Origin of the sequence: Bacillus timonensis, assembly GCF_000285535.1 — a bacterium.
Classification (GTDB): domain Bacteria; phylum Bacillota; class Bacilli; order Bacillales; family Bacillaceae_L; genus Ferdinandcohnia; species Ferdinandcohnia timonensis.
Map to the genome: position 1 here is coordinate 137,204 of NZ_HE610986.1, position 23,876 is coordinate 161,079.

Annotated in this window: 26 protein-coding genes; 11 read left to right on the plus strand and 15 right to left on the minus strand. The window is 37.4% G+C overall.

Translation table 11 applies throughout. The features are described from left to right. Nucleotides 1-308 precede the first annotated feature (308 nt). Nucleotides 309-1,226, minus strand: a complete 918-nt coding sequence (locus tag BTHG_RS09210; protein WP_010676467.1) for a proline dehydrogenase family protein — start codon at nt 1,224-1,226, stop codon at nt 309-311. Nucleotides 1,227-1,433: 207 nt separating this feature from the next. On the opposite strand from BTHG_RS09210, the gene BTHG_RS09215 reads away from it, so the two are divergent. Together BTHG_RS09215 and BTHG_RS09220 are read left to right on the plus strand one after the other, a co-directional pair. Then, nucleotides 1,434-1,757 carry a hypothetical protein gene (locus tag BTHG_RS09215; RefSeq protein ID WP_010676468.1) on the plus strand — a complete coding sequence of 108 codons (324 nt, stop codon included), beginning with the start codon at nt 1,434-1,436 and terminating at the stop codon, nt 1,755-1,757. Nucleotides 1,758-1,792: 35 nt separating this feature from the next. Beyond that, the gene (locus BTHG_RS09220) at nt 1,793-2,128 is read left to right on the plus strand and encodes a spore coat protein (RefSeq protein ID WP_010676469.1); all 336 of its coding nucleotides are present in this window, start codon (nt 1,793-1,795) and stop codon (nt 2,126-2,128) included. A 39-nt stretch (nt 2,129-2,167) separates the two neighbouring features. On the opposite strand, the gene BTHG_RS09225 is transcribed toward BTHG_RS09220, so the two are convergent. Genes BTHG_RS09225 through BTHG_RS09245 form a run of 5 tightly spaced genes read right to left on the minus strand, consistent with a single transcriptional unit; the run spans nt 2,168 to nt 6,093 of the window. Further along, nucleotides 2,168-2,416: a YusU family protein gene (locus BTHG_RS09225; RefSeq protein ID WP_010676470.1), complete on the minus strand. Its 249-nt coding sequence runs from the start codon at nt 2,414-2,416 to the stop codon at nt 2,168-2,170. Continuing rightward, complete coding sequence (locus BTHG_RS24590; RefSeq protein ID WP_010676471.1) at nt 2,413-3,192, minus strand: IucA/IucC family C-terminal-domain containing protein; 780 nt, start codon at nt 3,190-3,192, stop codon at nt 2,413-2,415. The genes BTHG_RS09225 and BTHG_RS24590 overlap by 4 nt, the downstream gene beginning before the upstream one ends. A 2-nt stretch (nt 3,193-3,194) precedes the next feature. After that, a complete protein-coding gene (locus tag BTHG_RS09235; protein WP_010676472.1) occupies nt 3,195-4,004 on the minus strand; it encodes an ABC transporter ATP-binding protein in 810 nt (269 codons plus the stop codon). A 29-nt stretch (nt 4,005-4,033) separates the two neighbouring features. After that, nucleotides 4,034-5,092: a FecCD family ABC transporter permease gene (locus BTHG_RS09240; protein ID WP_010676473.1), complete on the minus strand. Its 1,059-nt coding sequence runs from the start codon at nt 5,090-5,092 to the stop codon at nt 4,034-4,036. A gap of 2 nt (nt 5,093-5,094) precedes the next feature. Further along, the gene (locus BTHG_RS09245; protein ID WP_010676474.1) at nt 5,095-6,093 is read right to left on the minus strand and encodes a FecCD family ABC transporter permease; all 999 of its coding nucleotides are present in this window, start codon (nt 6,091-6,093) and stop codon (nt 5,095-5,097) included. Between the two features lie 284 nt (nt 6,094-6,377). On the opposite strand from BTHG_RS09245, the gene BTHG_RS09250 reads away from it, so the two are divergent. After that, complete coding sequence (locus tag BTHG_RS09250; protein WP_010676475.1) at nt 6,378-7,358, plus strand: ABC transporter substrate-binding protein; 981 nt, start codon at nt 6,378-6,380, stop codon at nt 7,356-7,358. Between the two features lie 62 nt (nt 7,359-7,420). Here BTHG_RS09250 and BTHG_RS09255 read toward each other — a convergent pair whose 3' ends face one another. The 5 genes from BTHG_RS09255 to BTHG_RS09275 all read right to left on the minus strand — a co-directional run bounded on the left by BTHG_RS09255 (nt 7,421) and on the right by BTHG_RS09275 (nt 13,015). Further along, the gene (locus tag BTHG_RS09255; protein ID WP_010676476.1) at nt 7,421-8,371 is read right to left on the minus strand and encodes a Gfo/Idh/MocA family protein; all 951 of its coding nucleotides are present in this window, start codon (nt 8,369-8,371) and stop codon (nt 7,421-7,423) included. A gap of 100 nt (nt 8,372-8,471) precedes the next feature. Next, nucleotides 8,472-9,227 (minus strand): (S)-benzoin forming benzil reductase, encoded by a 756-nt coding sequence (locus BTHG_RS09260; RefSeq protein WP_010676477.1) that lies wholly within the window; start codon nt 9,225-9,227, stop codon nt 8,472-8,474. Nucleotides 9,228-9,345: 118 nt separating this feature from the next. Continuing rightward, nucleotides 9,346-10,428, minus strand: a complete 1,083-nt coding sequence (locus BTHG_RS09265; RefSeq protein ID WP_010676478.1) for a Ger(x)C family spore germination protein — start codon at nt 10,426-10,428, stop codon at nt 9,346-9,348. Continuing rightward, complete coding sequence (locus BTHG_RS09270; protein ID WP_010676479.1) at nt 10,425-11,513, minus strand: GerAB/ArcD/ProY family transporter; 1,089 nt, start codon at nt 11,511-11,513, stop codon at nt 10,425-10,427. The genes BTHG_RS09265 and BTHG_RS09270 overlap by 4 nt, the downstream gene beginning before the upstream one ends. Before the next feature lie 17 nt (nt 11,514-11,530). Then, the gene (locus tag BTHG_RS09275; RefSeq protein ID WP_010676480.1) at nt 11,531-13,015 is read right to left on the minus strand and encodes a spore germination protein; all 1,485 of its coding nucleotides are present in this window, start codon (nt 13,013-13,015) and stop codon (nt 11,531-11,533) included. 196 nt (nt 13,016-13,211) lie between these two features. Here BTHG_RS09275 and BTHG_RS09280 point away from each other — a divergent pair, with 196 nt between their 5' ends. The 4 genes from BTHG_RS09280 to BTHG_RS09300 all read left to right on the plus strand — a co-directional run bounded on the left by BTHG_RS09280 (nt 13,212) and on the right by BTHG_RS09300 (nt 17,873). Continuing rightward, on the plus strand, nt 13,212-14,582 hold the full coding sequence (locus BTHG_RS09280; protein ID WP_010676481.1) for a S8 family peptidase: 1,371 nt from the start codon (nt 13,212-13,214) through the stop codon (nt 14,580-14,582). Nucleotides 14,583-14,696: 114 nt separating this feature from the next. Further along, nucleotides 14,697-16,391 (plus strand): DUF6044 family protein, encoded by a 1,695-nt coding sequence (locus BTHG_RS09290; RefSeq protein ID WP_010676482.1) that lies wholly within the window; start codon nt 14,697-14,699, stop codon nt 16,389-16,391. An 83-nt stretch (nt 16,392-16,474) separates the two neighbouring features. Continuing rightward, entirely contained in the window at nt 16,475-17,506 is a 1,032-nt protein-coding gene (locus BTHG_RS09295) for a glycosyltransferase family 2 protein (RefSeq protein ID WP_010676483.1), read from the plus strand. Between the two features lie 31 nt (nt 17,507-17,537). Next, nucleotides 17,538-17,873, plus strand: coding sequence for a GtrA family protein (locus BTHG_RS09300; RefSeq protein ID WP_232284445.1), 336 nt, complete (start codon nt 17,538-17,540; stop codon nt 17,871-17,873). 380 nt (nt 17,874-18,253) lie between these two features. Here BTHG_RS09300 and BTHG_RS25750 read toward each other — a convergent pair whose 3' ends face one another. The 3 genes from BTHG_RS25750 to BTHG_RS09315 form a co-directional block, all read right to left on the minus strand. Beyond that, nucleotides 18,254-18,481, minus strand: a complete 228-nt coding sequence (locus BTHG_RS25750) for a hypothetical protein (protein WP_010676485.1) — start codon at nt 18,479-18,481, stop codon at nt 18,254-18,256. Between the two features lie 2 nt (nt 18,482-18,483). Continuing rightward, nucleotides 18,484-19,428 (minus strand): D-alanyl-D-alanine carboxypeptidase family protein, encoded by a 945-nt coding sequence (locus BTHG_RS24595; RefSeq protein ID WP_148361189.1) that lies wholly within the window; start codon nt 19,426-19,428, stop codon nt 18,484-18,486. A gap of 193 nt (nt 19,429-19,621) precedes the next feature. Continuing rightward, entirely contained in the window at nt 19,622-20,335 is a 714-nt protein-coding gene (locus tag BTHG_RS09315; protein WP_010676487.1) for an ASCH domain-containing protein, read from the minus strand. Nucleotides 20,336-20,619: 284 nt separating this feature from the next. Here BTHG_RS09315 and BTHG_RS25755 point away from each other — a divergent pair, with 284 nt between their 5' ends. The 3 genes from BTHG_RS25755 (at nt 20,620) to BTHG_RS09330 (ending at nt 22,356) form a co-directional block, all read left to right on the plus strand. Next, the gene (locus BTHG_RS25755) at nt 20,620-20,967 is read left to right on the plus strand and encodes a gamma-type small acid-soluble spore protein (RefSeq protein ID WP_010676488.1); all 348 of its coding nucleotides are present in this window, start codon (nt 20,620-20,622) and stop codon (nt 20,965-20,967) included. 162 nt (nt 20,968-21,129) lie between these two features. Next, entirely contained in the window at nt 21,130-21,279 is a 150-nt protein-coding gene (locus tag BTHG_RS27060) for a hypothetical protein (RefSeq protein WP_165439141.1), read from the plus strand. Between the two features lie 111 nt (nt 21,280-21,390). After that, the gene (locus tag BTHG_RS09330) at nt 21,391-22,356 is read left to right on the plus strand and encodes a ring-cleaving dioxygenase (RefSeq protein WP_010676489.1); all 966 of its coding nucleotides are present in this window, start codon (nt 21,391-21,393) and stop codon (nt 22,354-22,356) included. A gap of 202 nt (nt 22,357-22,558) precedes the next feature. Here the strand turns inward: BTHG_RS09330 and BTHG_RS09335 are convergent, their stop codons facing one another. Beyond that, a complete protein-coding gene (locus BTHG_RS09335) occupies nt 22,559-23,167 on the minus strand; it encodes an alpha/beta hydrolase (RefSeq protein WP_010676490.1) in 609 nt (202 codons plus the stop codon). Between the two features lie 158 nt (nt 23,168-23,325). On the opposite strand from BTHG_RS09335, the gene BTHG_RS09340 reads away from it, so the two are divergent. Next, a complete protein-coding gene (locus BTHG_RS09340; protein ID WP_010676491.1) occupies nt 23,326-23,814 on the plus strand; it encodes a hypothetical protein in 489 nt (162 codons plus the stop codon). Nucleotides 23,815-23,876 lie beyond the last annotated feature (62 nt).

Sequence of the window (23,876 nt, forward strand, 5' to 3'; positions counted from 1 at the left end):
CTCATGAAAGGGACTTCGTCGATTTCATTCATGGCGAATCCCCTTCATAGCTCTCATGAAGGGGATTTTGTAACTTTCACTCGGGCGGAGTCCTCTTCATTACTACCATGAAGGACTTTCCGCAGCAAATTCTTGGCTGAAAGTGACTTCATAACCACTATGAAGGACTTTCACAGGCAATGTCTTGGCCGGAAGTGACTTCATCATCTAAAAGATGTTCCACTTTCAAATCAAAATAAAAAGCAGCGCGAGTAAAACATTTTGTTTTGCTCGCACTGCTTTACAACTTTTACACCTTTTCAAACAATCTACTTCCCAAATACCCCTTTTAGAACAAATGCAACATTTGCTGGGCGTTCAGCGAGACGTCTCATAAAATAACCATACCAGTCGGTTCCGTATGGCACATACACTCGCATCGTATAGCCTTCTTTTACAAGTTCCTCCTGGCGCTCTGTCCGAATCCCGTATAGCATTTGGAACTCAAATTGATTGTGGCTGATATTATGCTCTTTCACTAATTCTTTCGTATATTGAATGATTGCCTCATCATGTGAAGCAACTGCTGTATAGTTACCATTTAACATATGCATCTTTATGATTTTCTTAAAGTTCTCATCCACATCTTTTTTCTCGGGGAATGCCACTTCTGGCGATTCCTTATAGGCACCTTTTACTAGGCGAAGATTTGGATGATATTCATCTAAGTCCTCTATATCCTTTACAGTCCGATAGAGATAGGCCTGAATAACCGTTCCTACATTATCAAATTCTTTTCGCAGTTCTTTAAAAATCTCAATGGTCTTCCCACATCTTGAGTAGTCCTCCATGTCAATTGTAACGAAGACATTGTTTTCTTTTGCAACATCAAGAATTCTGCGCATATTATTCATAACAACCTCATCTGAGATATCCAACCCCATTGAAGTCATTTTTAAAGAAAGCTGTGCATTTAATTTTTCTCTACCAATTGCTTTAATTGCATCGATTGACCCATCTGCCATAAGATTTGCTTCTTCTATACTATCGACGAATTCCCCTAAATAATCGATGGTGACAGCAAGGCCTTTCGCATTAAGCTCTTTAATTTTTTTTACAGCTAAATTTATTGTTTCACCCGCGACAAATCTGGCTGCGCCAAAGCGTAAACCATATTTCCGCGCTAGTTTTGTAAACGCTTTATTTTTCGATAAAAATAAAAAGAAGTTACGTAAAATTTGTTCCATGTCGTGTTCCCCCTCGTAACGCACTCTTTCTAGAATTTCTTTTAATCTACTAAATTCTATCACGTTTAAAACGCTTTGAATATATCCCAAGAAATTTTTGTCGAACGCTTACATGTGGAATCCTGCCATGTTTTATTCTATGCACTGCATACAAAAACGTTTTCTTGGAAACCTAATATCGAATAGATAGGATAAGGAGGCTTTTATATGCAACAACAGCAATCACAACAGCAGCAACAGCAACCTTTTTATACACCAAAGGGGGAACAGCTGTCAGAAGCACCTGCAGTTATTACATCAAAGGACTTGTTATATTTAACCGATATGATGTCCTGGAACCTTTTAGCAGTGAAGAAAGCACATTTCTTTGCAAGTCAATGTCAAATGCCTGAAATCTCCCAAGCGCTTGAGAAAGCGTGTCAAATGCATCAGCGCCATTATCAACAAATTTTAGACCACATGCAAAAGCATACAGGTCAACAACCACAGCAGCCAAGTCAAGGCCAAATACAAGGCCAGCAAATGCAATAAAAGGGGGCTACATAATGAATCAAATGAATCAGCAAATGAATCAAAATCAAGTAAAAAATCCAAAAACGAGTGTTCCAAAAACACCACAAATGAATGATCGTGATTTCATAAATGACATGTTGGCAACTGAAAAGTATATGACAGCTGCCTACAGTACAGCCTTAAATGAAATGAGTCATGATGCATTATATCAAGATATTCGCTCCATCTTCAATGAAACACAGGATTGTCAAAGAGAGCTCTATAATCTTATGTTTAAAAATGGTTGGTATAAACTTGAGGAAGAGGAAACCCAAAAGGTTCAACAAAAGTTACAACAGTTTTATAACTATACAACCACACAGTTTCCAAACCATAACACCATGCAATAAAATAAAAGAGATGAAGCACTCTTCATTGTGCCTCATCTCTTACTTGTTGTTTGACCGATGCTCTTCATTTAATTTCTTAATCTCTGCAATAACCTCTTTGATGCCTTCCTTTGCATCAGGGTATGTTTCGTTCCAATGCTTAGCAAGTGGTGGCATTGATTTTGAAATATGCATGTAAAGGGACCAAAGCTTTACTTTTTCTTTTAATTCTGGTGAACTTTCACCAAGTAAAAGCTCTGTGTACTTTTCTAGCAATCCATCAACTTGTTCCTCAATTTTTTTATTCATTTTTTATCTCCTAGTTTACAATTTAGCGGACATGTTTTGCAGCGTTCTTTCGTACTCGTCGTTTTATAATAAAGACAACATGTTTTCCTAGTTCGGATGTTTTGGTCATATTCTGGACGGTATACCTTTACACCAAAATAACGAGCTAAAGGATTCCATGTAATCGGACCAAATAGTTCCCCTTCCGCTTTCTTTATCAGGTATTCAAAGTCATCCAGTATCCTCTCTCGTTGTCCATCAAACTTTGGTTTTGCCAATACTGATTCATAAAGCCAATACACATAAATCGAGATGTTTTCCCACAGAACTTTTTTTGATAGGCCAGAGTTTGTAGAAAGAGTTTGTAAAACTTCATTGATATTCTCACGAAAAATAGTCCGTACTGTATCATCACGCCATTTTTCTCGAAACTGTGATGGAGCAGGCACCGTTTGAAGGTCTGCAAAATAGAATTTCGGATTCCAATACCACAGTTCTTCTGAATCATTCGTTTCTAATGAGATATTTGACAATGAAACATTTAATCTTTTATTTAGTATCGTCATCGCATACAAATTGAGAACCGCGAAAAATCCATAACGTTTCATGAACATCGACGCCGCTACTCGTTTATCAGGTGCTGAAATTTTCTGCTGAATTTTTTCCAAATACAGGTTTATATTTTCATCCTTAAAAAGCGTAGAAATAGGACTTGATAAACTTGAACGAAATTGCCTGTCACTCAGACGAAATTCCTTTAATTGCTCGATTTCCGTATTCAAAAGAAGGTTTGACATTTTTATACTCCTACCTTGTTTAGTATACGTCTTCCCTTGCCGTGAGGAATGCATAATGGTGTACCAAACAGTGGATCGACGGTTACTTCACAATCCATGCCAAACACATCTTTTACTAAACTACAATTGACAACAGATTCCGGTTTACCCTGGCCATATATTTGTTTGTTTTTAATCGCAACAATATGATGTGCGTAGCGACAAGCTAAATTTAAGTCATGTAAAACCATGATGATTGTACGTTTTTCTGTTTCGTTCAATTCAAATAAAAGGTCTAAAATTTCGATTTGGTGTGTCATATCAAGATAGGTTGTTGGTTCATCAAGTAAAATAATGTCGGTTTGCTGGGCAAGTGTCATTGCAATCCAAGCACGTTGGCGCTGACCACCTGAAAGGGAATCAACAGTCCGTTCAGCGAAGTCTGTCATATTGGTAGCCTCTAATGCATGGATTACCATTTTCTCATCCTCTTCTGACCATTGCTTTAGCCAGTTTTGGTAAGGGTAACGGCCTTGTTTGACTAACTGGAGAACAGTTAAACCTTCTGGAGCAGTTGGTCCTTGAGGAAGAATGGCAAGCTTTCTCGCAACTTCTTTAGTCGGAAGCTTTGCAATTTTTTCCCCTTCAAGAAGGATTGAACCTTGTTTTGGTTTAAGTAGTCTTGCTAATGAACGCAACAAAGTTGATTTTCCACATCCGTTTCCTCCAATGAAAACAGTGATTTCACCCTTTGGTATTTCAAGTTGGAGGTCTTCTATAATAATGGAGTCCCCGTACGATAATGTTAAACCTTCTGTTTCCAATGCATTCATTCAAGTACTCCCCCTTATATTACACGGTCTTAGCTATTTCTACTCTTATAAAGCAAGTAGATAAAATAAGGCGCTCCAATTGCAGCGGTGAATACGCCAGCTGGAACCTCGGTTGGTGAGAAGACAATTCTACCTATTAAATCTGCTACCATTACAAGGATACCTCCTAGTAACGCAGCTGTTGGTAGCAGCGCTCCAAATGCGGAACCCACTAATCTCCGTGCCATATGTGGCGCCATTAAGCCAACAAATCCAATTCCACCAGCAAAAGCAACTGCACTACCAGTTAATGCTGTACTTATTAATAGTAATAAAAATCTTTGTTTCTGTACGGAACTTCCGACCCCAGTTGCTAACTCTTCTCCAAGTTCTTGAATGTTTAAGTTTCTTGCGAGCATAAAGCAAAGGATTAATAAGATGATGACAACAGGACTGAGTATTTGTACATTTGCCCAAGTTGACCCATTTACCGTTCCAGTTATCCAAATATTTGCCTGGCTTGCTTGATAAATTGGTCCCATTACCATAAATGTTGTTGTCAACGCTTGTGTGAGGGCAGAAACACCAATTCCTATTAACACAAGCCGAATTGGTGAAACTCCATTTTTCCAAGCTAAAATATATACTAAAAACGCAACAACCGTAGCGCCGATAAATGCAGCAACAGGTAGCCATTTTATACTAACAGTCAAAGCATTACTAGAATTCGAAAAAGTGGCTAAAAATGCAACAACTGCAACAGACGCACCACCTGTAATTCCTAGAATATCTGGAGATGCAAGAGGATTACGAATAATTCCTTGTAAGATACTACCCGCAGCAGCCAATGCCATGCCTACTAAAAAGGCTATAAGTATTCTTGGTAAACGAAAAGATGTGACAACCAATTGCTCCATCCGTGAACCATAGCCAAACAATGTTTTTACAACCGTAACAGGGTCTATTTTCATTTCTCCCAACCCTGTACTTACTAAAAACAAAACTATAGCTACTGCTACTAGAGTAAAAAACGTAACAAGTGCTTTTTTATCAATTAAAAAGGATATAGTTCCCTTTTTCCCCATTCGAAATGCTCGATATTTATTCATGCTTAACGAAACCCCTTTCTCGCCACATAAATAAAGAAAGGTGTTCCGATTAATGCTGTCATTACACCTACTGGTACCTCTTCTGGCATGACAATATATCTTGCTGCAATATCGGCAACTAGAAGTAACACGCCACCAAGAATCCCACTAAACGGAAGAATCCAACGATGATCAATTCCAACCAATGCCCTAGCAAGGTGAGGAATTACGATTCCGATAAACCCAATTGGCCCAGCAACTGCAACTGCACTACCCGCTAACAGTATAATTGTAATAGCGGTTATAAGTTTAACTGTCCCCGTTCTCTGTCCTAGCCCTTTTGCAACATCTTCTCCCATAGTTAGAATATTAATTTTATTAGCTAAGAGAAGGGATGCTACCCAGGCAACGACTAAATATGGAAGAACACTTGTTAGCATCTCAAGCTTTCTTCCTTGGATTGATCCTGCAAGCCAGAATAGTACTTGGTCTAATGCCATTTCATCAATGACAAGTAATCCTTGTGTGAAGGAGGAGAACATTGCAGCAATTGCCGCTCCTGCCAATGTCAATTTCATCGGTGTGAGGCCTTCGCGCCCAAGTGATCCAATAAAATATACAATACATGCAGCAATAGCTGCACCTGCAAAGGCAACCCAGGTAAAGGCTTGTAACGAATTAATCGAGAAAATGGAGACAGCAGCCACAATAAAAAAACCCGCTCCAGCGTTGACACCAAAGATTCCAGGTGATGCTAATGGATTTTTCGTTAAAGCTTGCATGAGTGCTCCCGCAATTCCTAAACTCGCTCCAACAGCTGTAGCAATTAAAGAGCGCGGCAAGCGAATTGTTTCAATAATGATATGTTCGTTAGAACCATTAAAAGCAGTGAATGTTTGATAAGCCATTTTCCAGGATGTATCTGTGTATCCATAAACAATGCTTGCACACATTGAAAACAGTAACAATAAAATCCCGATAATTAGTCCGGTAAATTTAGCTTGAGTTGATTTCAAAACCATTATAATAGAGCCCCTCGGTAATAAGAAAGAAATGTATGACTTTGGATAAACATGTTTATGTTAATATTAGGTGTTTTTTGTTATGTTATACATTTTCCCAGTCTCCCTATTTCATTGTAGAAAGACAAAGAAAATTAGTATTTTATTTCTCTTTTAGTCTATTTGAAATGAGAATGATTGTCAATGAAATGAAAATCATTCTCAATTTAGTATTGACTAAAGATTTAAATCACTTTATCATTTTAAATAAATGAAAATCATTATCAATTAGAGGAGGATACAAGATGAACTTTAAAAAGAAAGTATATCTCGGATTTCTGACGCTGGCTATATGTTCATTACTATTAGCTGCTTGTGGAGCTGCAGATAATACCGACAAAGGCAACAATGCAGCAAAAACTGAAGGAGAAAATACATACACGGTTGATCATGCAATGGGTTCAACCAAAATCAGTAAAAATCCAGAAAGAATTGTCGTTTTAACAAATGAGGGAACGGAAGCCTTATTAGCAATGGGAGTTACCCCAGTAGGTGCAGTTCGTTCTTGGATTGGCGATCCATGGTATGAACATATTGAGAAACAAATGGAAGGTGTAGAAGTTGTTGGTGAAGAAAGCAATGTTAATATTGAAGCAATAGCTGCGCTTGAACCTGATTTAATTATCGGAAATAAAATGCGACAAGAAAAAATTTATGAGCAATTAAAAGCGATTGCTCCAACTGTTTTTGCCGAGGATTTACGAGGAGATTGGCAAAAGAACTTTACTCTTTATTCAAAAGCAATCAACAAAGAAGAAGAAGGAAAAAAAGTTCTTGATGAATTTAAAGACCATTTAAATAAAGTAAAAGAGAATATCAATACTGATACAGAAGTGTCCGTTGTCCGTTTTATGGAAGGACGCACTCGGATTTATTATACTGATTCCTTTTCAGGGGTTATTTTCGAACAATTGGGCTTGAAGCGTCCACAGCAGCAGGTTGATTTATTTGCACAGGATCAAAATGATCAATTTACTCGAGAAGTTGACCAAGAAAAGATTCCATTAATGGATGGAGACGTTATTTTCTACTTCACCTATGAAACAGGAAATGGTGAAGCAACTAAAGTTGAAAAAGAATGGATAAATAATCCGTTATGGAAAGGGTTAAATGCGGTTAATGCAGGAAATGCTTACAAAGTAAGTGATCCAATTTGGAACACCGCGGGTGGCGTTCTAGCAGCTAACCTCATGCTAGATGATATTGAAGAATACTTAGCAAAGTAAGTCGAAATGCTAAAAACTTAACATTAAATTAGCTCCCACATTTTTTCGTGGGAGCTTTTTGTTTATTTTGCTCGTAGCTTTTCTAAAATGACCTGTGCCTCATACCCATCTTTAAATGTATATAACTGACTTTCTTTTCCTGCTATGGCTGCAACAAGATTATCAATAAGGGTAACTGATTCTTCCGTTTCAACTTCAATCGGCTTAATTTCCTCACCTAATTTGCCACCTTCAAGTCTTCCCCAATCGACAAGGGATAGTGTCCCTTCTGTTCCATAAGCCGTATAAGTGATTCGTTCCGCACCAGCAATTTGGCTGATTCCATTTAGTAAAAATGGTGTACCATCCTCTAACTCTAATGAAGCAATAACCCCCGTTTCGCATTTAGACTGATCCTCAGGAAGTTCCAACTGGCTATGTTGATATGTGATGGATCCAAAAATCCGTTGTGTTAATTGAATAAAATGGACCCCAACTTCCAACACAAAGCCACCTTGTTCTCGACCAGCAACCCATTCATTCTGTTGCCATAAACGTGGCCAGTTTGGGAAATTCAATGAAAGTTCTAGTTTACGTAGCTTTCCTATGTATCCTTCTTTCATCAACCGCTCAAAGGTATTGGCTGGGCTACTGTAGTTAAGCGGAAAATTCATAGCATGAATGATAGCTTTGTTTTCTACTTTTTCATACATTTCCTTAGCCTCTTCAAGTGAGTTTGCTAGAGGTTTTTCGCATAAAACATGGATTCCTTTTTCAATAACATCCATTGTAACAACATGGTGATATTTTGGTGGAACCGCTACATAAACAAGGTCCAACTTTTCTTCTGCAAGCATATCCTTGTGGTTATCATACCAATTGATTCCCCCAAGCTTTTCCGCCATATTTGTAGCACGCTCTATATTCGTATCAACGACTGCTGTAACTTTAGTATGGCTATTTGCGTTAAAACCTTGGATTAACCTCTCCCCAATTGCCCCAAGACCAATTACTCCTACCTTTATATATTCCATATTCATCTCTCCTCCCCATTCCCCCATTATAATTCCAGCTCTTAAAATCGTCTATCAATAAAAAAATACCCCTCCTACTATGATTAGGGAGGGGATTGTCCTACAAAAATGATTTTATATCATATACATGACCATTGATTAATTCTTTGTTAAAGATAAGGTCGAGGATGACACCTGCAACGAAGTCAGGCGATCTAAGCATTCCTTTGTCATTGAATTCAATGAATTGCTCAACTTCTGTGAAATCTTCTTTCTTTGTTTTTCTGATTACCTCTTGCATTTCCGTGTCCATTACACCAGGAGAAAATGAAATTATAGTTACTGGATGTTCAGCTGTTTCCTGCTCAAATCCCACTGATTTTGTAAACATATCGATTCCTGCTTTAGACGTAGAGTATGCTGTCCATCCGTATCTGGCACGGTTTGCAGCACCTGATGAAATGTTCACAATTACTTTTTTCGTTGCAAACGATGCCGTATGGCGAATGAAATAGGAACTTAACAGCATTGGAGCTAAGAGATTAACATGGATACTCTCCGTTAGTTCTCTTGGACTTGCCTTTCCAATCGGCTTAATCGGATCAATTAATCCAGCATTGTTCACTAAATAAATTCCTTCTGCATTTGAAAAGTCGATGGAGGAAAAAATGCGTTCCATTACTTTTTCAATTTCCTCTGTCTTTTGGAGATCACAAGAAAAATAATAAAGATTAATTCCCTTTTCAAACGCAATTTCTTTTAACTCATTATTCTGCTTTCTTGATATACAAAATAAAGTATGATTTTTGTCCATAATTTGTTTTACGATGGACTCTCCTAATCCCCTAGATGTTCCAGTAATAATAAAATATTTCAAATAAGACACTCCTATTATGCTTTTATCTTTTCCACCATTTTCAATAAGTATATCATACCCTATTGAACACTGATTGATAGGATAAAAGCAAGCAAATTGTCCTTTTTTATTGTAAATATTATTCGATAATTCCTGTCTCGGTCAGCTCCACCTTTGCATGAACCGCTATTTCGATATTAGGATACTCAAGCTTCCATTTTTCAAAATCTAAACCACGAGTTGAATGTCTGGCCATGTATCCAATTCCAACCGGATCAATATTTTTTTCTTGAAAATCTTTTAACATTTCTTCGGATTTTTCCTCAATAGCGCTCTCGAGTTCGTTGATGATCTTTTGAACAACTTTTGGAGTTGTTTTTTGTCCAGTAAACTCACTTAATATCCCTTGAAACTTAATTGTAATGTTTACCTTCGGCTTCCCATTTACTTGCTCGACTTTTATTTTCCTATTCGTTTTGATACGCATAATCGACGCAAACTCATCGGAACCTTTTAATGGTATTGTGTAGGCACCTTCACCATAATTTTGCACCATTGCTTTAAAGAAGAATAAATCTTTTTCATCAATTTTATACACTAATTTCCCTTCTTGAAAAACCCCAAGCCCTGTAATTTCCATTTTATCAGAAAGCAATTTTAACATAGGCAAATAGGGATCCATCCCCTCCATATAAAATCTATACATAAATGTATGAAGGTCGGACTTTGGCATGTCACGATGTTTAATATTATGTTGTAGCATGATTGACAAGTACTCCCCAGTACCCCTGTTGCCTAACGTTTTTTCTAATACGTCTCTTGTTTTTCCTTCAATAACAGCTAAATTTATTTTAGATCCTATACTTGCATCACGTTGAAGTGCATCAATATAGCGAATAATTCCATCTTTCGCTAACTCATCCTCGTACAGAACAACGCGAACAGCACCTGTCACTAACGGGTCTGCTGATTTTTTTTGTAAAACGGTAATAATCTCCTTAGCTAATAAAGATTCGCCAGTGAAGCTTGCATTGTCAATACTTTTATCCGCATGAAAAACGGGGATGACGGCTGTTCCTTTAATCTTTTGACCCTCTGCTTTGTCGATTCCAATTGCAGCCACCATATTAATTTCATCGATAATCTCTTCTGATATCCTTCCATAAATAATGGTTACTATAATAATGACACAAAGCGCTATTACGATTAGAAACTTTTTCATTTTTTCTCCCTCAGTTTTCGAATGACTAATGTGATTACAAAGAGGATAGGAATAAAAACAAAAATATAATAAAATCCAAATTTTGATAAGTAGTTACTAACCATATCTATATTTTGACGTGTTTTTATAAAAACGCTTGCTATCAAAACCATTGGTAAAATAAATAGTAACGCTTTTCGTTGTTGAATTGAAAACATTCTTTTCATTCCTCTACTGGCTCCCCAGAGTGCAATACAAATATTAGGAAGAATCACAAGGAACCATGATGCGATTCCAACATATTCAAAGCGTTCTACAAATGGCATGTTGATACTTTTAAACATTGTTAAAGTTGCCCAAATGATCTTATCCATTTGATCCGCACTAAAATACATAATCGCAGTAACTGCGGCAACTAGATATAAACCAGTAGTTGCTAAGACTCCTAGGTGGGCCCATTTTTGAGACTTTTCTGGATTCTTAATAAATGGATAAAAGAGCAAAAGTGTCTCAAATCCCATAATACTTAAGGTCATGTCCTTTGTGCCTTGTGCAATCTCAGTTAGTGAATGATTCATGATTGGTACCAGATTTCGCACATGTGCATAATCCAATGGAAAAAATACCAAAAGAATAATATATCCAGGTAGGACAATGCTAAAAAAACTAATGCCTGTTACTGCTCGAAAACCACCTGAAATAATATAATAAGTTAGTATCATTGTATAAAAACCAAAAACCCAACCATTAAATTCGGGAAACATCCAAACCTGAACAACCTCAATATAGGTCCGCAAAACGGTTACCGCTAAAGCCATAAGATAAACAATAAATAAGAGGCTAAAAAAACCCCCTATCCACTTTCCAAAAACCTCTTTATGAACTTCAATAATGTCCCCTTTTGAATGATTAAGTATTTTATACATCATCCACACAATGATATGGACTGCTATTCCAGATAAAATCACGGAAATCCAACTGTCATACCCCGCTGATTTTGCAATGATTCGCTGGAATCCTAGCATTCCCACCCCCACTTGCATGGAATGTATTAAAAAAAATACAAAAAAAGGAGAAACTAAAAATGATTCCTTGATCCTTTCCATAGCTGCAACTCCTCGGATTACTCGTCAATATCTTTTTTCGCCTCCGCTTTTTTGCGATTAAAACGGTTTGTGTCTTCAGGACGAACATATACCGGACGCTTTGCTAGTTGAGAATATGGTAATCGAACAAAAGCATCCCTTAAATCTCTTACACGGATTGGATAAATCGGTTCTAGAAATGGCCGACCTAAGGATGTTAAGCGAATTAAATGGGTCATTAAAAAACAAAAACATAAAACAATTCCTAATAATCCCCATAGCTGCGCAAAAAGTAGAAAAGGAAACCGAATGATACGGATTGTGTTACCCATTGTATAAACAGGTGTTGTAAATGATGCGAGTGCAGCAAGTGCAATCATAATCAATAAAACATTACTCGTTAGTCCTGCTTCAACGGATGCCGTTCCAATTACGATACCACCCACGATACCGATTGTTTGTCCAACCTTGGCAGGCAATCTTGCCCCAGCCTCCCGTAGTAACTCAATGGTTATTTCCAAAAACAAAGCCTCTAAAATCGGGGGTAATGGAACCTCACGTCTTGAGATTACTAAGGTTGCCAATAAATCCCGCGGAATTAATTCATGATGATAGGTAAGAACCGCTACATAGATTGGTGTAATCAATATCGAAAAGATAACTGAAAAAAGTCGAAGCATCCGAACAAATGAAGCAATGTACCAATTCATGAAATAGTCTTCAAACGATGAGAAAAATTCAACAAGGGTTGTTGGTGATATAACAGCTTGTGGTGAACCCTCAGATAGAATGGCAATTTTCCCCTCTACTAATACAGATGCAACACGGTCAGGTCTTTCCGTTTCTAGCATTTGTGGAAACGGTGAGTACGTATTATCAATAATCATTTGTGAAATAAAGGAGCTATCACTAATTGAATCAAATTCAACATCACTAATCCTTTGTAAAACCGTTTGTACATTTTCCTTTTCAACAATATCTTCTATATAAAGTACTGCTACTTTTGTCTTTGAAAGCTTACCTACAGTTAGTTCCTTCACACGTAATTCAGGAACTGGCAATCGTTTTCGAATGAGGTTTAAATTCGTATCAAGGGACTCAACGAATGCCTCTTTTGGACCATTCACACTGAATTCCACTTCAGGCGAGTTGACAGATCTTTTTTCAAATTTCACAGCGTCTATTAAGGCACATTCACTATCATTTTTATGAAATTGAATCATGATACTACCTTGTAATAGCTTATTCTCGATTTCTCCCGTCTTTTTCGTAATGATTATCTCTTTATTTGGGATAATTCCTTGAAGTTCTCGAATGGAATAGATTTTAGCATAGAGCAAATAAGGCAAAATTTGTTCATTAAGGGTTTTGGTATCAATGATATTGCGCTGATAACAAATCCAGTATGGGCGAATCGCTTGGCTATTGAATTGACAAATAAAGTCTTCTGATTTTCGAAAGGTTTGATAGGTTTCTTCAGTTAATCGAGGTTTTTTATGTTCTTTTTTAAACCAATTCGCCATTTTTATCTCCTTTTTCCTTACTTGTGGATATTCAAAAGGCCATTTTTTCCACTTCTTCCTCTTGTTAGTTATTCCTTGAAATGTATGGAATTTATGCATGCAATTTCTATTTAAATGCAAAATTGGAATAAAGGTGAGGCATGAAATGAAGTGTAAGGCAAGATACTAAAAGAAAAGTGTGATTGAGGTGATATTAATGTGGAATAAAAAGAGGATTGCGATTGTCGCATTAGCCATTACAATTGGACTAACCCTATTTGTTTCTTTTTCACTATTCGATAATGGGGCTCAAGATAAATCAAAAATGTCTTCTACTCCTAATGCTCCCATCCAATTAGGAAACGAAACGATTGATACCTCTCCCCAAATTATGAATGTGGACTCGATTCACTTATATAATAAAGTCCAAAAGCAATTAGATACTCATGAAGAAATCGACGTTATTGACCATAATGGAAAGGACAAAAGCCATTACCATCACCATCAGGTCATCGTTGATTTTAAAAAACATTTAACACAAGCGGAAATAAACCAAATTGAAAAAGATATAGATGGAAAACTTTTACGTAAGCTTGATTCAACTTACATTTTTGAATCAGATAACATGAAGACACCTGAGATGATTTCGTATTTCGATAAAAGGAAGGATGTTGAGTTTGCAGAACCAAATTACATTTTAATGCAAAATCAACAACACCCGAATGACCTTCTATACAATGACTTTCAGTGGAATTTACGTATGATTGACTCAGAAAATGGCTGGGGAATAACTCAAGGTTCTGATAAGGTAAAAATTGCGATTGTTGATACTGGAGTAGACCTTGATCATCCTGACCTTGTTAATCGAATTTCAGGTGGATATAACATTCTAAAGGATAATAATGTCCCGGATGATGACAACGGACATGGTACACATGTGGCAGGGATTATTGCTTCGCAAACGAACAATCATCAAGGGACTGCAGGACTCACATGGTTTAATCCCATTATGCCAGTTAAAGTAATGGGTGCTGATGGTTATGGGTCAACCTTTGACATTGCTCGAGGCATCATTTGGGCAACTGATCATGGTGCCGATGTCATAAACCTAAGTCTTGGCAACTACCAAGGCTCAAAATTATTAAAACAAGCCGTTGATTATGCATACAGACATGACGTTGTTATGGTCGCTGCATCTGGCAATGACAATTCAAGCCAACCAAGTTACCCGTCGGCATATCCACAAGTATTAAGTGTTGCCGCCGTTGACTTAAATGGAGAAAAAGCTGATTTTTCGAATTATGGCGACTATATCGACATAGCGGCACCTGGTGTGACGATACCAAGTACCTATATTGATGAGCAATATGCAGCATTATCAGGGACTTCAATGGCAGCACCACATGTTGCCGCTCTTGCAGCCTTAATGCGTTCCATCAACCCAAACCTTTCAAATAAAGAAATTATGGATATTATCAAAGGAACAAGCCTTGACCTTGGAAAGGCTGGTAAAGATATTTATTTTGGAGAAGGGTTAATTGATATTGTTCAAGCCCTCCAACAAGCAAAACAAGGGAAGGCTTCTTGATTAAAAAGTGGGGATTCTCCCACTTTTTTCTTTTTCCATTCATATTACATACGTTAATGGATACGATAAAAAATGGAATTCCAAAAATGGAAGTTTGTTATTGGAGGGAGGACATTGTCTCAAACTAGAACTCTACATCGAAGCGAGTATCGTCTTATCGTAGCAGCCCTCCTACTCATTATCATTTTTGTATCTCCCTACTTTATTCTAGGAGAAGATGCTCATATACGAGTTCATGACAACTTGGATTCAAATCTCGCATGGTATCGGGTTCTTGCACAAAGTAATCAAATGCTTGGTTCAGTCGATGCAACCATCCCCCAAATTATGAATGGCAATCTCCAAAGAGGTGCGTTTGGTACAGAATTTAGTCTGATTGTATGGTTACATGTCTTTTTTCCACCGATGATTGCCTATGGTATAAGCCAATTTCTTACAAGAATCTTTGCATTCCTTGGCATGTTTTTATTGTTAAAAAAGCATTTACTTACACGAAATGAATGGGCTTGGATTCGTGTCGGAGTTTCGTTGGCATTTGCACTTACACCATTCTGGCCATCGGGAATGCTAAGTACGCTTGGAATGCCATTAGCACTTTGGGCACTTCTCAACATTCGTGCTGGTGAAAGGTCATGGTGGAATTGGATTACACTGACCTTACTCCCACTCTATGCTAGCATTGTCCTTGGTTTTTTCTTTTTTATCAGTGCAATGGGTATTGTATGGATCATTGATTGTCTACGTGGCAAGGGGTGGAACCTTCGCTTTTTATGGGCACTCATCTATTTCACATTTATTTTTATGGCCGTTGAATACAGACTTGTTTACTCCTTTCTCTTCATGGATGAACCGAATAGTCGTGATGAATATTTTCATGCACGATTATCTTTTCTACGTGCACTGCGACTATCCTTAAAAAATTATGTTCTCGGCCATACCCATGTAATGAGTGTACATGGCTTAATTATTTTGCCTGTCAGCCTACTAGCCCTGAACATTGTAATTTTCCACAAACAATGGAGACAAGAAAAGGTCTTTCTTTTTTTACATTTATTAAATGCTGGTTTATCGATTTGGTATGCATTTTGGTTTTATAAGGGATGGGCACCTTTAACCGAGCGGTTCCACTTTCTAAATACCTTTAATTTTGCAAGATACCACTTTCTTAGGCCGATGGTCATTTACGCATTATTTGCTCTATCCTTAAAAATCCTATGGGAATACAAACCTGGTTGGAAGCGGGCAAGCTTAATTTTCCTGGTAGCACAATTAGTCATGGTCGCCTCCTTTAATGAGGAAATTGTGTATAAAAAGAAACCCTCTTTCCAACAGTTTTTTGCAGAAAAACAATTCGCGGAAATCAAAACGTACATTGGTTTGCCCCAAGAGGATTATCGTGTTGCTAGTATTGGCCTACATCCGGCTATTGCTCAGTTTAATGGGTTCTATACACTCGATACGTATAATAATTTTTATCCACTTTCCTATAAACATCAGTTTCGTGAAATTATCACCAAGGAATTGAAAAAGGATAAAAAACTCAGAGAATATTTTGATGAATGGGGCGGCAGATGCTACATCTTTTTAGATGAACTTGGAAAGCATTATATGTTTAAAAAGACCTCGAAAAAAGAAATTAAGAATATGGAACTAAATATGCAGGCATTTTACGAAATGGGAGGAAGATATATTATTTCATCTGTGCCTATTAAAAATGCCGCAAAGAATGACCTTGTACTAGAAGACACTTTTGATTCACCGGAATCCGCATGGAGGATTTATCTTTATCGGGTATCTTTTGAGCATTAAAAATGTGAGCAAGCTATAAACTGTTACATTACTCATTCGAGTTTCCTTACTTTCATTAAAAAATCTTTCTAGGGGGATTCATCATGAATGCACCATTACTTACCATAGTTGTCCCTTGCTACAATGAAGAAGAAGTTCTTCCTGAAACGATGAAGCAATTAAGTATTCTTCTGGATGAACTTGTCTCGAACAATCTCATTTCTGAAAAAAGTAAACTCTTATTTGTCGATGATGGAAGCAAGGACCAAACATGGTCGATTATTTATAAACAAAGCCTTAAAGACAGTAAAATCAAAGGGCTTAAACTCGCCAGAAATGTAGGTCACCAAAATGCCTTGCTTGCTGGTTTGTTTACAGCAAAAGATCAATCAGACTGTCTCGTCTCGATTGATGCCGATTTACAGGACGATATTGAAGTAATCCGTGAATTTTTAATCCGTTATTCTGAAGGTTATGAAGTTGTATATGGAGTACGAAGAGAAAGAAAGACCGATACTTTTTTTAAGAAGCATACTGCACAAGCATTTTACAGGTTAATGAAAATCATGGGGGTAAACCTTGTTTATAATCATGCTGATTTCCGCTTAATGAGTAGACGTGCCGTTGAAGCTCTTGAGCAATTTGATGAAAGCAATTTGTTTTTAAGAGGGGTTGTTCCTCTTGTTGGGTTTCACTCAACATCCGTTTTTTATGACAGAAAGGAACGGATGGCAGGAGTCACGAAATACCCATTACGGAAAATGCTTTCGTTTGCCCTTGACGGGATTACATCCTTTAGTGTCACACCGATTCGCCTAATCTCGTTGATGGGCTTTCTCTCCTTTTTTGTCAGTCTTCTGTTTGGTGGGTACTTTTTTTATTTGAAGTTTAGTGGACAAACCCAGACAGGCTGGACGTCTATGATTACATCGATTTGGTTAATCGGTGGCCTTCAGTTGATTGCTTTAGGATTTATCGGTGAATACATTGGGAAAATTTATAAGGAAACAAAACGGCGACCAAAGTTCGTAGTGGATGTGGATACCTATAATCTGGGGGTACCAAAAGAAGAGCCTGTTACACCGGAAGAAGGTGGAATATTGATTGATTACAACCCATTATCTGAAACCAACTAATGCGTTTTTTCGTTTTTTGCTGGTGGGTCTCATGAACACGTTTGTCGGGCTTCTGAGCATTTTTTTGTTGCTACACGTAGTTGGCCTCTCCTATTGGCTTTCAACGTTTCTTGGAAATTCCATTGGCGCAACCGTAAGCTACGTCCTAAACAGACGTTTTACCTTTGGTAGCAAAACCTCGTTTGCGAGAAGTATCCCTTTGTTTATAGCGGTCATTTTCTCTTGCTACTTTCTATCTTTTTCAATAAGTAAGTTGGCGGCGGAATTCCTTTTCACCACACACACAAATGAGGTCGCTGTTTTGCTAGGAACAGGGCTCTACACGATTACAAATTATCTAGGTCAAAAACATATTGTGTTTTCATAGAAAAGCTTAGGTTAAGAAACCGAGCCGATAAATAAACGGCTAAATTCCTCTTAATTTGTAATTATCACTAAATAGTCTTAAATAAGCGGATAGATTCCGCCTATTGACTCGAAAAATTCAAAAGCGGGGGATTTTGAATTATGTAGTCGGAAAGCCTCCGCTTATTTCTCCCCCAAAAAAGCTTCTTTCTGCTTTTAACCAAAAAATTTCCGCTTAACTTACTTAGTTGTTTTGCATCATGACATTAGATGATAAAAACGCAGAGGTTGAAAAACCTCTGCGTTTGTCTGTGTCATTTTATTGTCTATACGTATGTGATTTAGCTTGATATTGACCATGAATTCCGTAATTCTATTTCACAACCGAACTACTTATATTGTCTAAGTGCTTCTTTTCATGTTTTTTATTGTTTTTCGAAGGTAGATAAGACCTACACTAAAAAAAGCAACAATAAGAATTGCAGGTAATGGATTCTTTTTTTCTAAATCAGCGGGATTGATTTCAGATCGGGTACCCATTGCTTCCTTTGGAATGTCCATCTTGAGTTGCTTCGATGCAAGTTGTCGCCCGTCATCCCCTACTACCTGTAGGACACCGCCATCATTCAACGCTATTTGAACATCTTCGTTTTCTTTTTTGTGTACTTAAGTGGCTTATTCAGATGGTAGCTTTCGTTTTGCTCATTAATAAAAGCTTTTTCTGCTGCTACTTCTTTTACCTCAAAATTATCAAAGCCGTAATCTAATAGTTCAACTGTATCCTCATACGCAACTTCATTTTGATCTGCTTTTAAGACAATTGCAATTAAAGACATTTCGCCTTGTTTGGCAGAAGTTGAAAGCGTGTAACGGGATTCCTGGACAAAACCTGTTTTTCCACCAGTGATTCCTTCATATGGGATTTCACCTCTTAGCAATAAATGATGGCTATAAAGGGTTGTATCCCAAGTCTCACCATCCCAGGCTAACTCTTTCGTTCCAAAAATTTCACAGAAAACGGGATTCTTTAACGCATATTTTGTAATTAAAGCGAGGTCATATGCTGTTGTATAATGGTTTTCATCAAAAAGACCATGAGGATTTGAAAAACGGGTTTGTTCTACGCCAATTTCTTTTTTTAAATACGTATTAATTGAATCAGAAAAAGCTTCTATACTCCCATCTAGATGTTCCGCGATAGCAACACCAGCATCGTTCCCAGAATTGATGAGTAAACCTTGAATTAAGTGTTTTAAGGTAACTTTTTCTCCTTCTTCCAGGTAAACGCGAGTTCCTTCGGTTTCATAGGCATGCGCACTAACTGTCACTATATCGTCTAGATTTCCTTTTTCTATCGCATAAATGGCCGTTGCCATTTTCGTTAAACTTGCTGGATACATTTGTGTATGACTATTTTTTTCGTATAAAATTGAACCTGTATTTGCGTCTAGTAATATGACAGCATCACTCTTTATCACAGGTGCCTCGTTTGACTGAGAGTTTTCAGCAAAAGCTTGAAAAGGTGAAAGTGTTGTCATCAGAAATACTAGAATTAGAACGAAATAAACCTGTTTCATTACACTTCTCCCTTTTGGGACTTGAGAAACAATCCCTTGCGTCCCGGCTGTTTTCTCGATTACGCGGAATATGGATCCTGTACCCACGTCTCCCGATTTTACAATTACAGGTATTCGAATGTCAAATCGATTTTCTGACGGGACAAGAAAAAAGACGCTTGCAAGTTTATTTTTTGCAAAACGTCTAAAAGTTCTATTTATGGTATGTGTAAATGCTACTCCATTCATGAATCAGATTTGTTGCCAATAAATTTTCCTTGGCATACTTTTCCGCTTTTAAAATCAAGAGTTTTTCGTCAATCTGGCCTTCAAAAACAGGATTCACTTTATAATACATATAGGTGCCTAAACCATTTTGGCGAAAACGGACAAATGCCACAAATTCCTTTTCTTTATATACGGAGTAAAAGTAATCTGTCGCCTCTCCAAATAATTCAAAATCCGTCCAATTGGCTACCTTATATCGTTCAGATTCTGACATTGGGACAAGGTGTAAATCTATTTTAACATCCGTAAAGATGTCCGTAATTTTAAAATGTTCGACTATAATAAGAGTATCTTCGTTAAGTTCATAACCATCTATTTTTAACGGTTTTTCCCAGCTAAAGATATGGTCCTCTATAAACTCATCCAAAGTAGAATTTTCGCCTTTTGCGATTCTATTTCCAACTTCACCTTGAATTTCACCAAATCGAATTTCGTAAAAATCGGTAATTTGGATATTTGCTTTATGTTCATTCCGCTTTGTAAAAACTTGTATGATATCGCCTATTTCTGCCTTTTCCTCGTCTGGCAATTGATCATACCAAACCTTTGGAGTACAGGTGACCGTTTTCACACCTCTTAAAACTTCTTCAAGTAGTCTTTCGTCATACTCGTCTCGACCCCAAAAATCGATTCGTTTCATTCAAATCACCTCTCCCCACTATTTGAATTATATAATGGGGAGGTTGAAATGAACAACAAAAAAAGCGCAAACACCTTTTTTAAAGAGCATCAACAAAAATCCCTCAGTCTCGTGCAATTTCTTTGTTCGCACAAATGCGCAATTCCGAGTCATTGTAAAAAATCACATCTATTGCATTTTTTTCAACTCATAGGAGCTCGCATTTTTACACAAATTAAGAAAGGATTTTTAAAGGAGAGTCATCCATTTAAAGATCCAAAAAAATTCGTCTGGGAGGGTTCCGAATGCAAAACAACAACAATCAGCAAATTCCAGCACAGGCTCAAGCTGCATTAAACCAAATAAGACAAACTGCCAAGCAGTTGGCACAAACTGAGCAAATGAATGCTCAGCAATTCCAACAAAGCTCATCACAAGTGCAGCAGTCTTCCCCTGGATTTGCAGGACGTGAATTGAATGCTGCTCAGCAGTTAAATCAGATAGAGCAGACCGCACAGCAAGTCCAACAATCTGTTGGGCAACAACAATTCACTTCAACCGGTTCCTCTTTCAGTACTGAATTTGCTAGCGAAACGGATGTTGCTGAGGTTCGTAAACAGAACCAACAATCCCAAGCTAACAAAAATCGCTAGTTTTCTTCTACCTCAAAATACCCCCATACAATTGGGGGGTATTTTTTGGCTAATTTTCCTACTCCACTCTTTACATGAAAAGAAATCAAACTACTCATACTACAAAATGAAAGTTTAAGCCTCTGGCTGACGCCACGATTTTCTCAAAGGGAGATGAACGTATTGGGCAGAACAAAACGTGGGAATGCAAATGCACAGCGAAACAATAATGTAAAAAAAGGGAACAGAATCAGCGAAGAACTCGTTGAATTTGCTTCCTATACAGAAGTAGAAGCAGAAAAGCAAAACGTCCAAAAGAAGAAAAAGAAATAATAATCGGGTCAAGGTTTTACCTTGACCTTTTCGATATCATATTTTTTGTGTTATAATTATCTTGAATTCAAGATAATTGAAAGTAGTGTATTTTCAAAGGGGGAAACTATCATGCAATTAATAGGTTTACATCATGTTTCGCTTTTAACAGGGAAAGCTGAGCGGAATTTTGAGTTTTATACAAAAATTTTAGGGTTGCGCCTTATCAAGAAAACTGTTAACCAAGATAATACCCAATCCTACCATTTATTTTATGGGGATGCGAAAGGAAATCCGGGAACGGAAATCACCTTTTTTGATATACCTGGGTTAGGAAGAACCCATCCAGGAGTATCAAGTATTTCATCTACTTCATTAAGGGTAAAGACTACTGATTCCTTACATTTTTGGAAGCAGCGATTGGCCGATTTTGGGATATCTTCAGAAGAAATTACAAAACGAGCTGGGCGTGATACTCTAGCCTTTCAAGATTTTGAAGGTACAAGGCTTATTCTTGTTGGGGATAACGGAGAGGCTGGTATTGCTGCTAATGAGCCATGGGTGATTGAAGGCATTCCAACAGAACACGCCATACTTGGGCTTGGACCTGTTACATTAACCGTTTCAACTGCAGATCCAACCATAAAAATAATAACCGATGTAATGGGCTTTCGAAAAGTTGGCTCCTATCCATCACTTACGGGCGACTTTCCTGATGTGTTAGTGTTTGCAACCGGTGAAGGTGGAACCGGCGCTGAGCTTCACATTGAAACACGTCCAGATCTACCAAAGGAACGTTTAGGACGAGGTGGCGTGCACCATGTTGCATTTCGTATCCCAAATGAAGATGAATATGAGCAATGGTTTACTAAAATTAAACAAACTCGGCTACCAAACTCTGGTAAGGTGGATCGCTATTATTTCAAAGCATTGTACTTTAGGGAACCAAACGGCATATTATTTGAGCTTTCAACTGACACCCCAGGTTTTGATGTCGATGAACCATTGGAAACATTAGGTGAAAGACTTGCACTTCCACCATTTTTAGAGCCAAAGCGTAGCGAAATTGAAGCAAACTTGAGACCGTTGGAAATTTAGTAGAGAAAGCCCTTAGAATACTAATTATAGGGGCTTTTTTACAAGCAAACATACACCAAAACGTCTTCTGATAAACCCAAATTTATAGTGTTACAAAATCGCGATTGATATATTTAACTAAATCTACTCCTCAAAAAGGTATTTTTCTTGTTGCACGAAAAAAGACAGTTCCTATAATATGAACTGTCTTTTGGATATATCTTTATGAAAAATTTTTTTGATACCATTGGGCTGCGGCTGCGACCTCTGTACCGGTTAGCATATGTCCATTATTCTCCCAGTGGACCTCGACATTCGCATTTGCATGTTGTAAAAGGCCTTGGAGATCAATTGTTTCCTGGGCAGGACAAATTGGGTCATTTTTACCTGCAGTAATAAATACAGGTGTATCCGTTAACTCTGGTAGTTCAATTCCTCGTCTAGGTACCATTGGATGGTGAAGAATAGCCCCTTTTAAAGCATCCTTGTAATGGAACAATAAACTGGCGGCTATATTAGCACCATTTGAATATCCAATCGCTACGATATTCTTTCGTTCAAATGAGTAGGTTGCTGCAGCCTCATCGAGAAACTCATTTAATTCTTTCGTACGAAAAATAAGATCCTCTATATCAAAAACACCTTCAGCTAAGCGGCGGAAAAAGCGTGGCATCCCATTTTCAGATACATTCCCACGTACACTTAATACCGAAGCATTTTCATCAATATGTGGTGCTAGTGGCAATAAATCTGATTCTGTTCCTCCTGTCCCATGCAATAACAAAAGTGTAGGTTTTGTTTTATCTTTACCTTCGTGGAAAATGTGCTTCATTATGATTTCCTCCAATATTGCTTTTTTCCAGATTAAAAATAGTCTAAAATAAAATATCTTAAGTTCAAGATAATATAAGAGACCCTCTTTGTCAAACGTAAGTCATATCACTTGGACAAGTTTCATATCCTTTACTATACGTAATTAGGGGGTCCAGTATGAGTCGGAAAATCATTTTATCTCTATTTTTTATAGCATTTTTAGCAGGTTGCACCTCGCCTTCTAATACTGCATCAGATCTTTATCATACACTTGATCAAAATCTTTCACAGAAAGATCAGGCATTATTAGAAAGTTTACAAAGTCATGTACAAAAATTTATCAAACTGAATGAAGAACTTGGTATGGTTTTGGAGGAAATGAAAAAAGATGATGAATTAGAGGCTGCTATTGAAACGATGCAAATCGCAAACGAAGAGGCAATGTACATTTATAACTTAATTGAGCTTGATGACCAACCAAGTAGTGAAAGTTTGCAAGAACTAAGGAGTTATGTACAAGCATCCATTGAAAAATACATGGAAGCCATGAACACACAGCTCGAGGGGATTACCACAGGAGATCCAAACAAAACGGATAAAGGCTTTGAGGAAATCAATACGATTAATGAAGAATTTAATGATTTGCTATCTTCCATGAAAGGATAAAGTTTCTTACCCTCTTTGATAAAGAATAGAAAATGGAATTTAATTCATACTACCTTTATATG

Excerpts from the sequence above, each read along its gene's own strand:
- BTHG_RS09210 (WP_010676467.1), bottom strand. The coding sequence starts at position 1,226 with ATGGAACAAATTTTACGTAACTTCTTTTTATTTTTATCGAAAAATAAA.
- BTHG_RS09215 (WP_010676468.1), top strand. The coding sequence starts at position 1,434 with ATGCAACAACAGCAATCACAACAGCAGCAACAGCAACCTTTTTATACA.
- BTHG_RS09220 (WP_010676469.1), top strand. The coding sequence starts at position 1,793 with ATGAATCAAAATCAAGTAAAAAATCCAAAAACGAGTGTTCCAAAAACA.
- BTHG_RS09225 (WP_010676470.1), bottom strand. The coding sequence starts at position 2,416 with ATGAATAAAAAAATTGAGGAACAAGTTGATGGATTGCTAGAAAAGTAC.
- BTHG_RS24590 (WP_010676471.1), bottom strand. The coding sequence starts at position 3,192 with ATGTCAAACCTTCTTTTGAATACGGAAATCGAGCAATTAAAGGAATTT.
- BTHG_RS09235 (WP_010676472.1), bottom strand. The coding sequence starts at position 4,004 with ATGAATGCATTGGAAACAGAAGGTTTAACATTATCGTACGGGGACTCC.
- BTHG_RS09240 (WP_010676473.1), bottom strand. The coding sequence starts at position 5,092 with ATGAATAAATATCGAGCATTTCGAATGGGGAAAAAGGGAACTATATCC.
- BTHG_RS09245 (WP_010676474.1), bottom strand. The coding sequence starts at position 6,093 with ATGGTTTTGAAATCAACTCAAGCTAAATTTACCGGACTAATTATCGGG.
- BTHG_RS09250 (WP_010676475.1), top strand. The coding sequence starts at position 6,378 with ATGAACTTTAAAAAGAAAGTATATCTCGGATTTCTGACGCTGGCTATA.
- BTHG_RS09255 (WP_010676476.1), bottom strand. The coding sequence starts at position 8,371 with ATGGAATATATAAAGGTAGGAGTAATTGGTCTTGGGGCAATTGGGGAG.
- BTHG_RS09265 (WP_010676478.1), bottom strand. The coding sequence starts at position 10,428 with ATGAAAAAGTTTCTAATCGTAATAGCGCTTTGTGTCATTATTATAGTA.
- BTHG_RS09270 (WP_010676479.1), bottom strand. The coding sequence starts at position 11,513 with ATGGAAAGGATCAAGGAATCATTTTTAGTTTCTCCTTTTTTTGTATTT.
- BTHG_RS09275 (WP_010676480.1), bottom strand. The coding sequence starts at position 13,015 with ATGGCGAATTGGTTTAAAAAAGAACATAAAAAACCTCGATTAACTGAA.
- BTHG_RS09280 (WP_010676481.1), top strand. The coding sequence starts at position 13,212 with ATGTGGAATAAAAAGAGGATTGCGATTGTCGCATTAGCCATTACAATT.
- BTHG_RS09295 (WP_010676483.1), top strand. The coding sequence starts at position 16,475 with ATGAATGCACCATTACTTACCATAGTTGTCCCTTGCTACAATGAAGAA.
- BTHG_RS09300 (WP_232284445.1), top strand. The coding sequence starts at position 17,538 with ATGAACACGTTTGTCGGGCTTCTGAGCATTTTTTTGTTGCTACACGTA.
- BTHG_RS24595 (WP_148361189.1), bottom strand. The coding sequence starts at position 19,428 with ATGAAACAGGTTTATTTCGTTCTAATTCTAGTATTTCTGATGACAACA.
- BTHG_RS09315 (WP_010676487.1), bottom strand. The coding sequence starts at position 20,335 with ATGAAACGAATCGATTTTTGGGGTCGAGACGAGTATGACGAAAGACTA.
- BTHG_RS25755 (WP_010676488.1), top strand. The coding sequence starts at position 20,620 with ATGCAAAACAACAACAATCAGCAAATTCCAGCACAGGCTCAAGCTGCA.
- BTHG_RS09330 (WP_010676489.1), top strand. The coding sequence starts at position 21,391 with ATGCAATTAATAGGTTTACATCATGTTTCGCTTTTAACAGGGAAAGCT.
- BTHG_RS09335 (WP_010676490.1), bottom strand. The coding sequence starts at position 23,167 with ATGAAGCACATTTTCCACGAAGGTAAAGATAAAACAAAACCTACACTT.
- BTHG_RS09340 (WP_010676491.1), top strand. The coding sequence starts at position 23,326 with ATGAGTCGGAAAATCATTTTATCTCTATTTTTTATAGCATTTTTAGCA.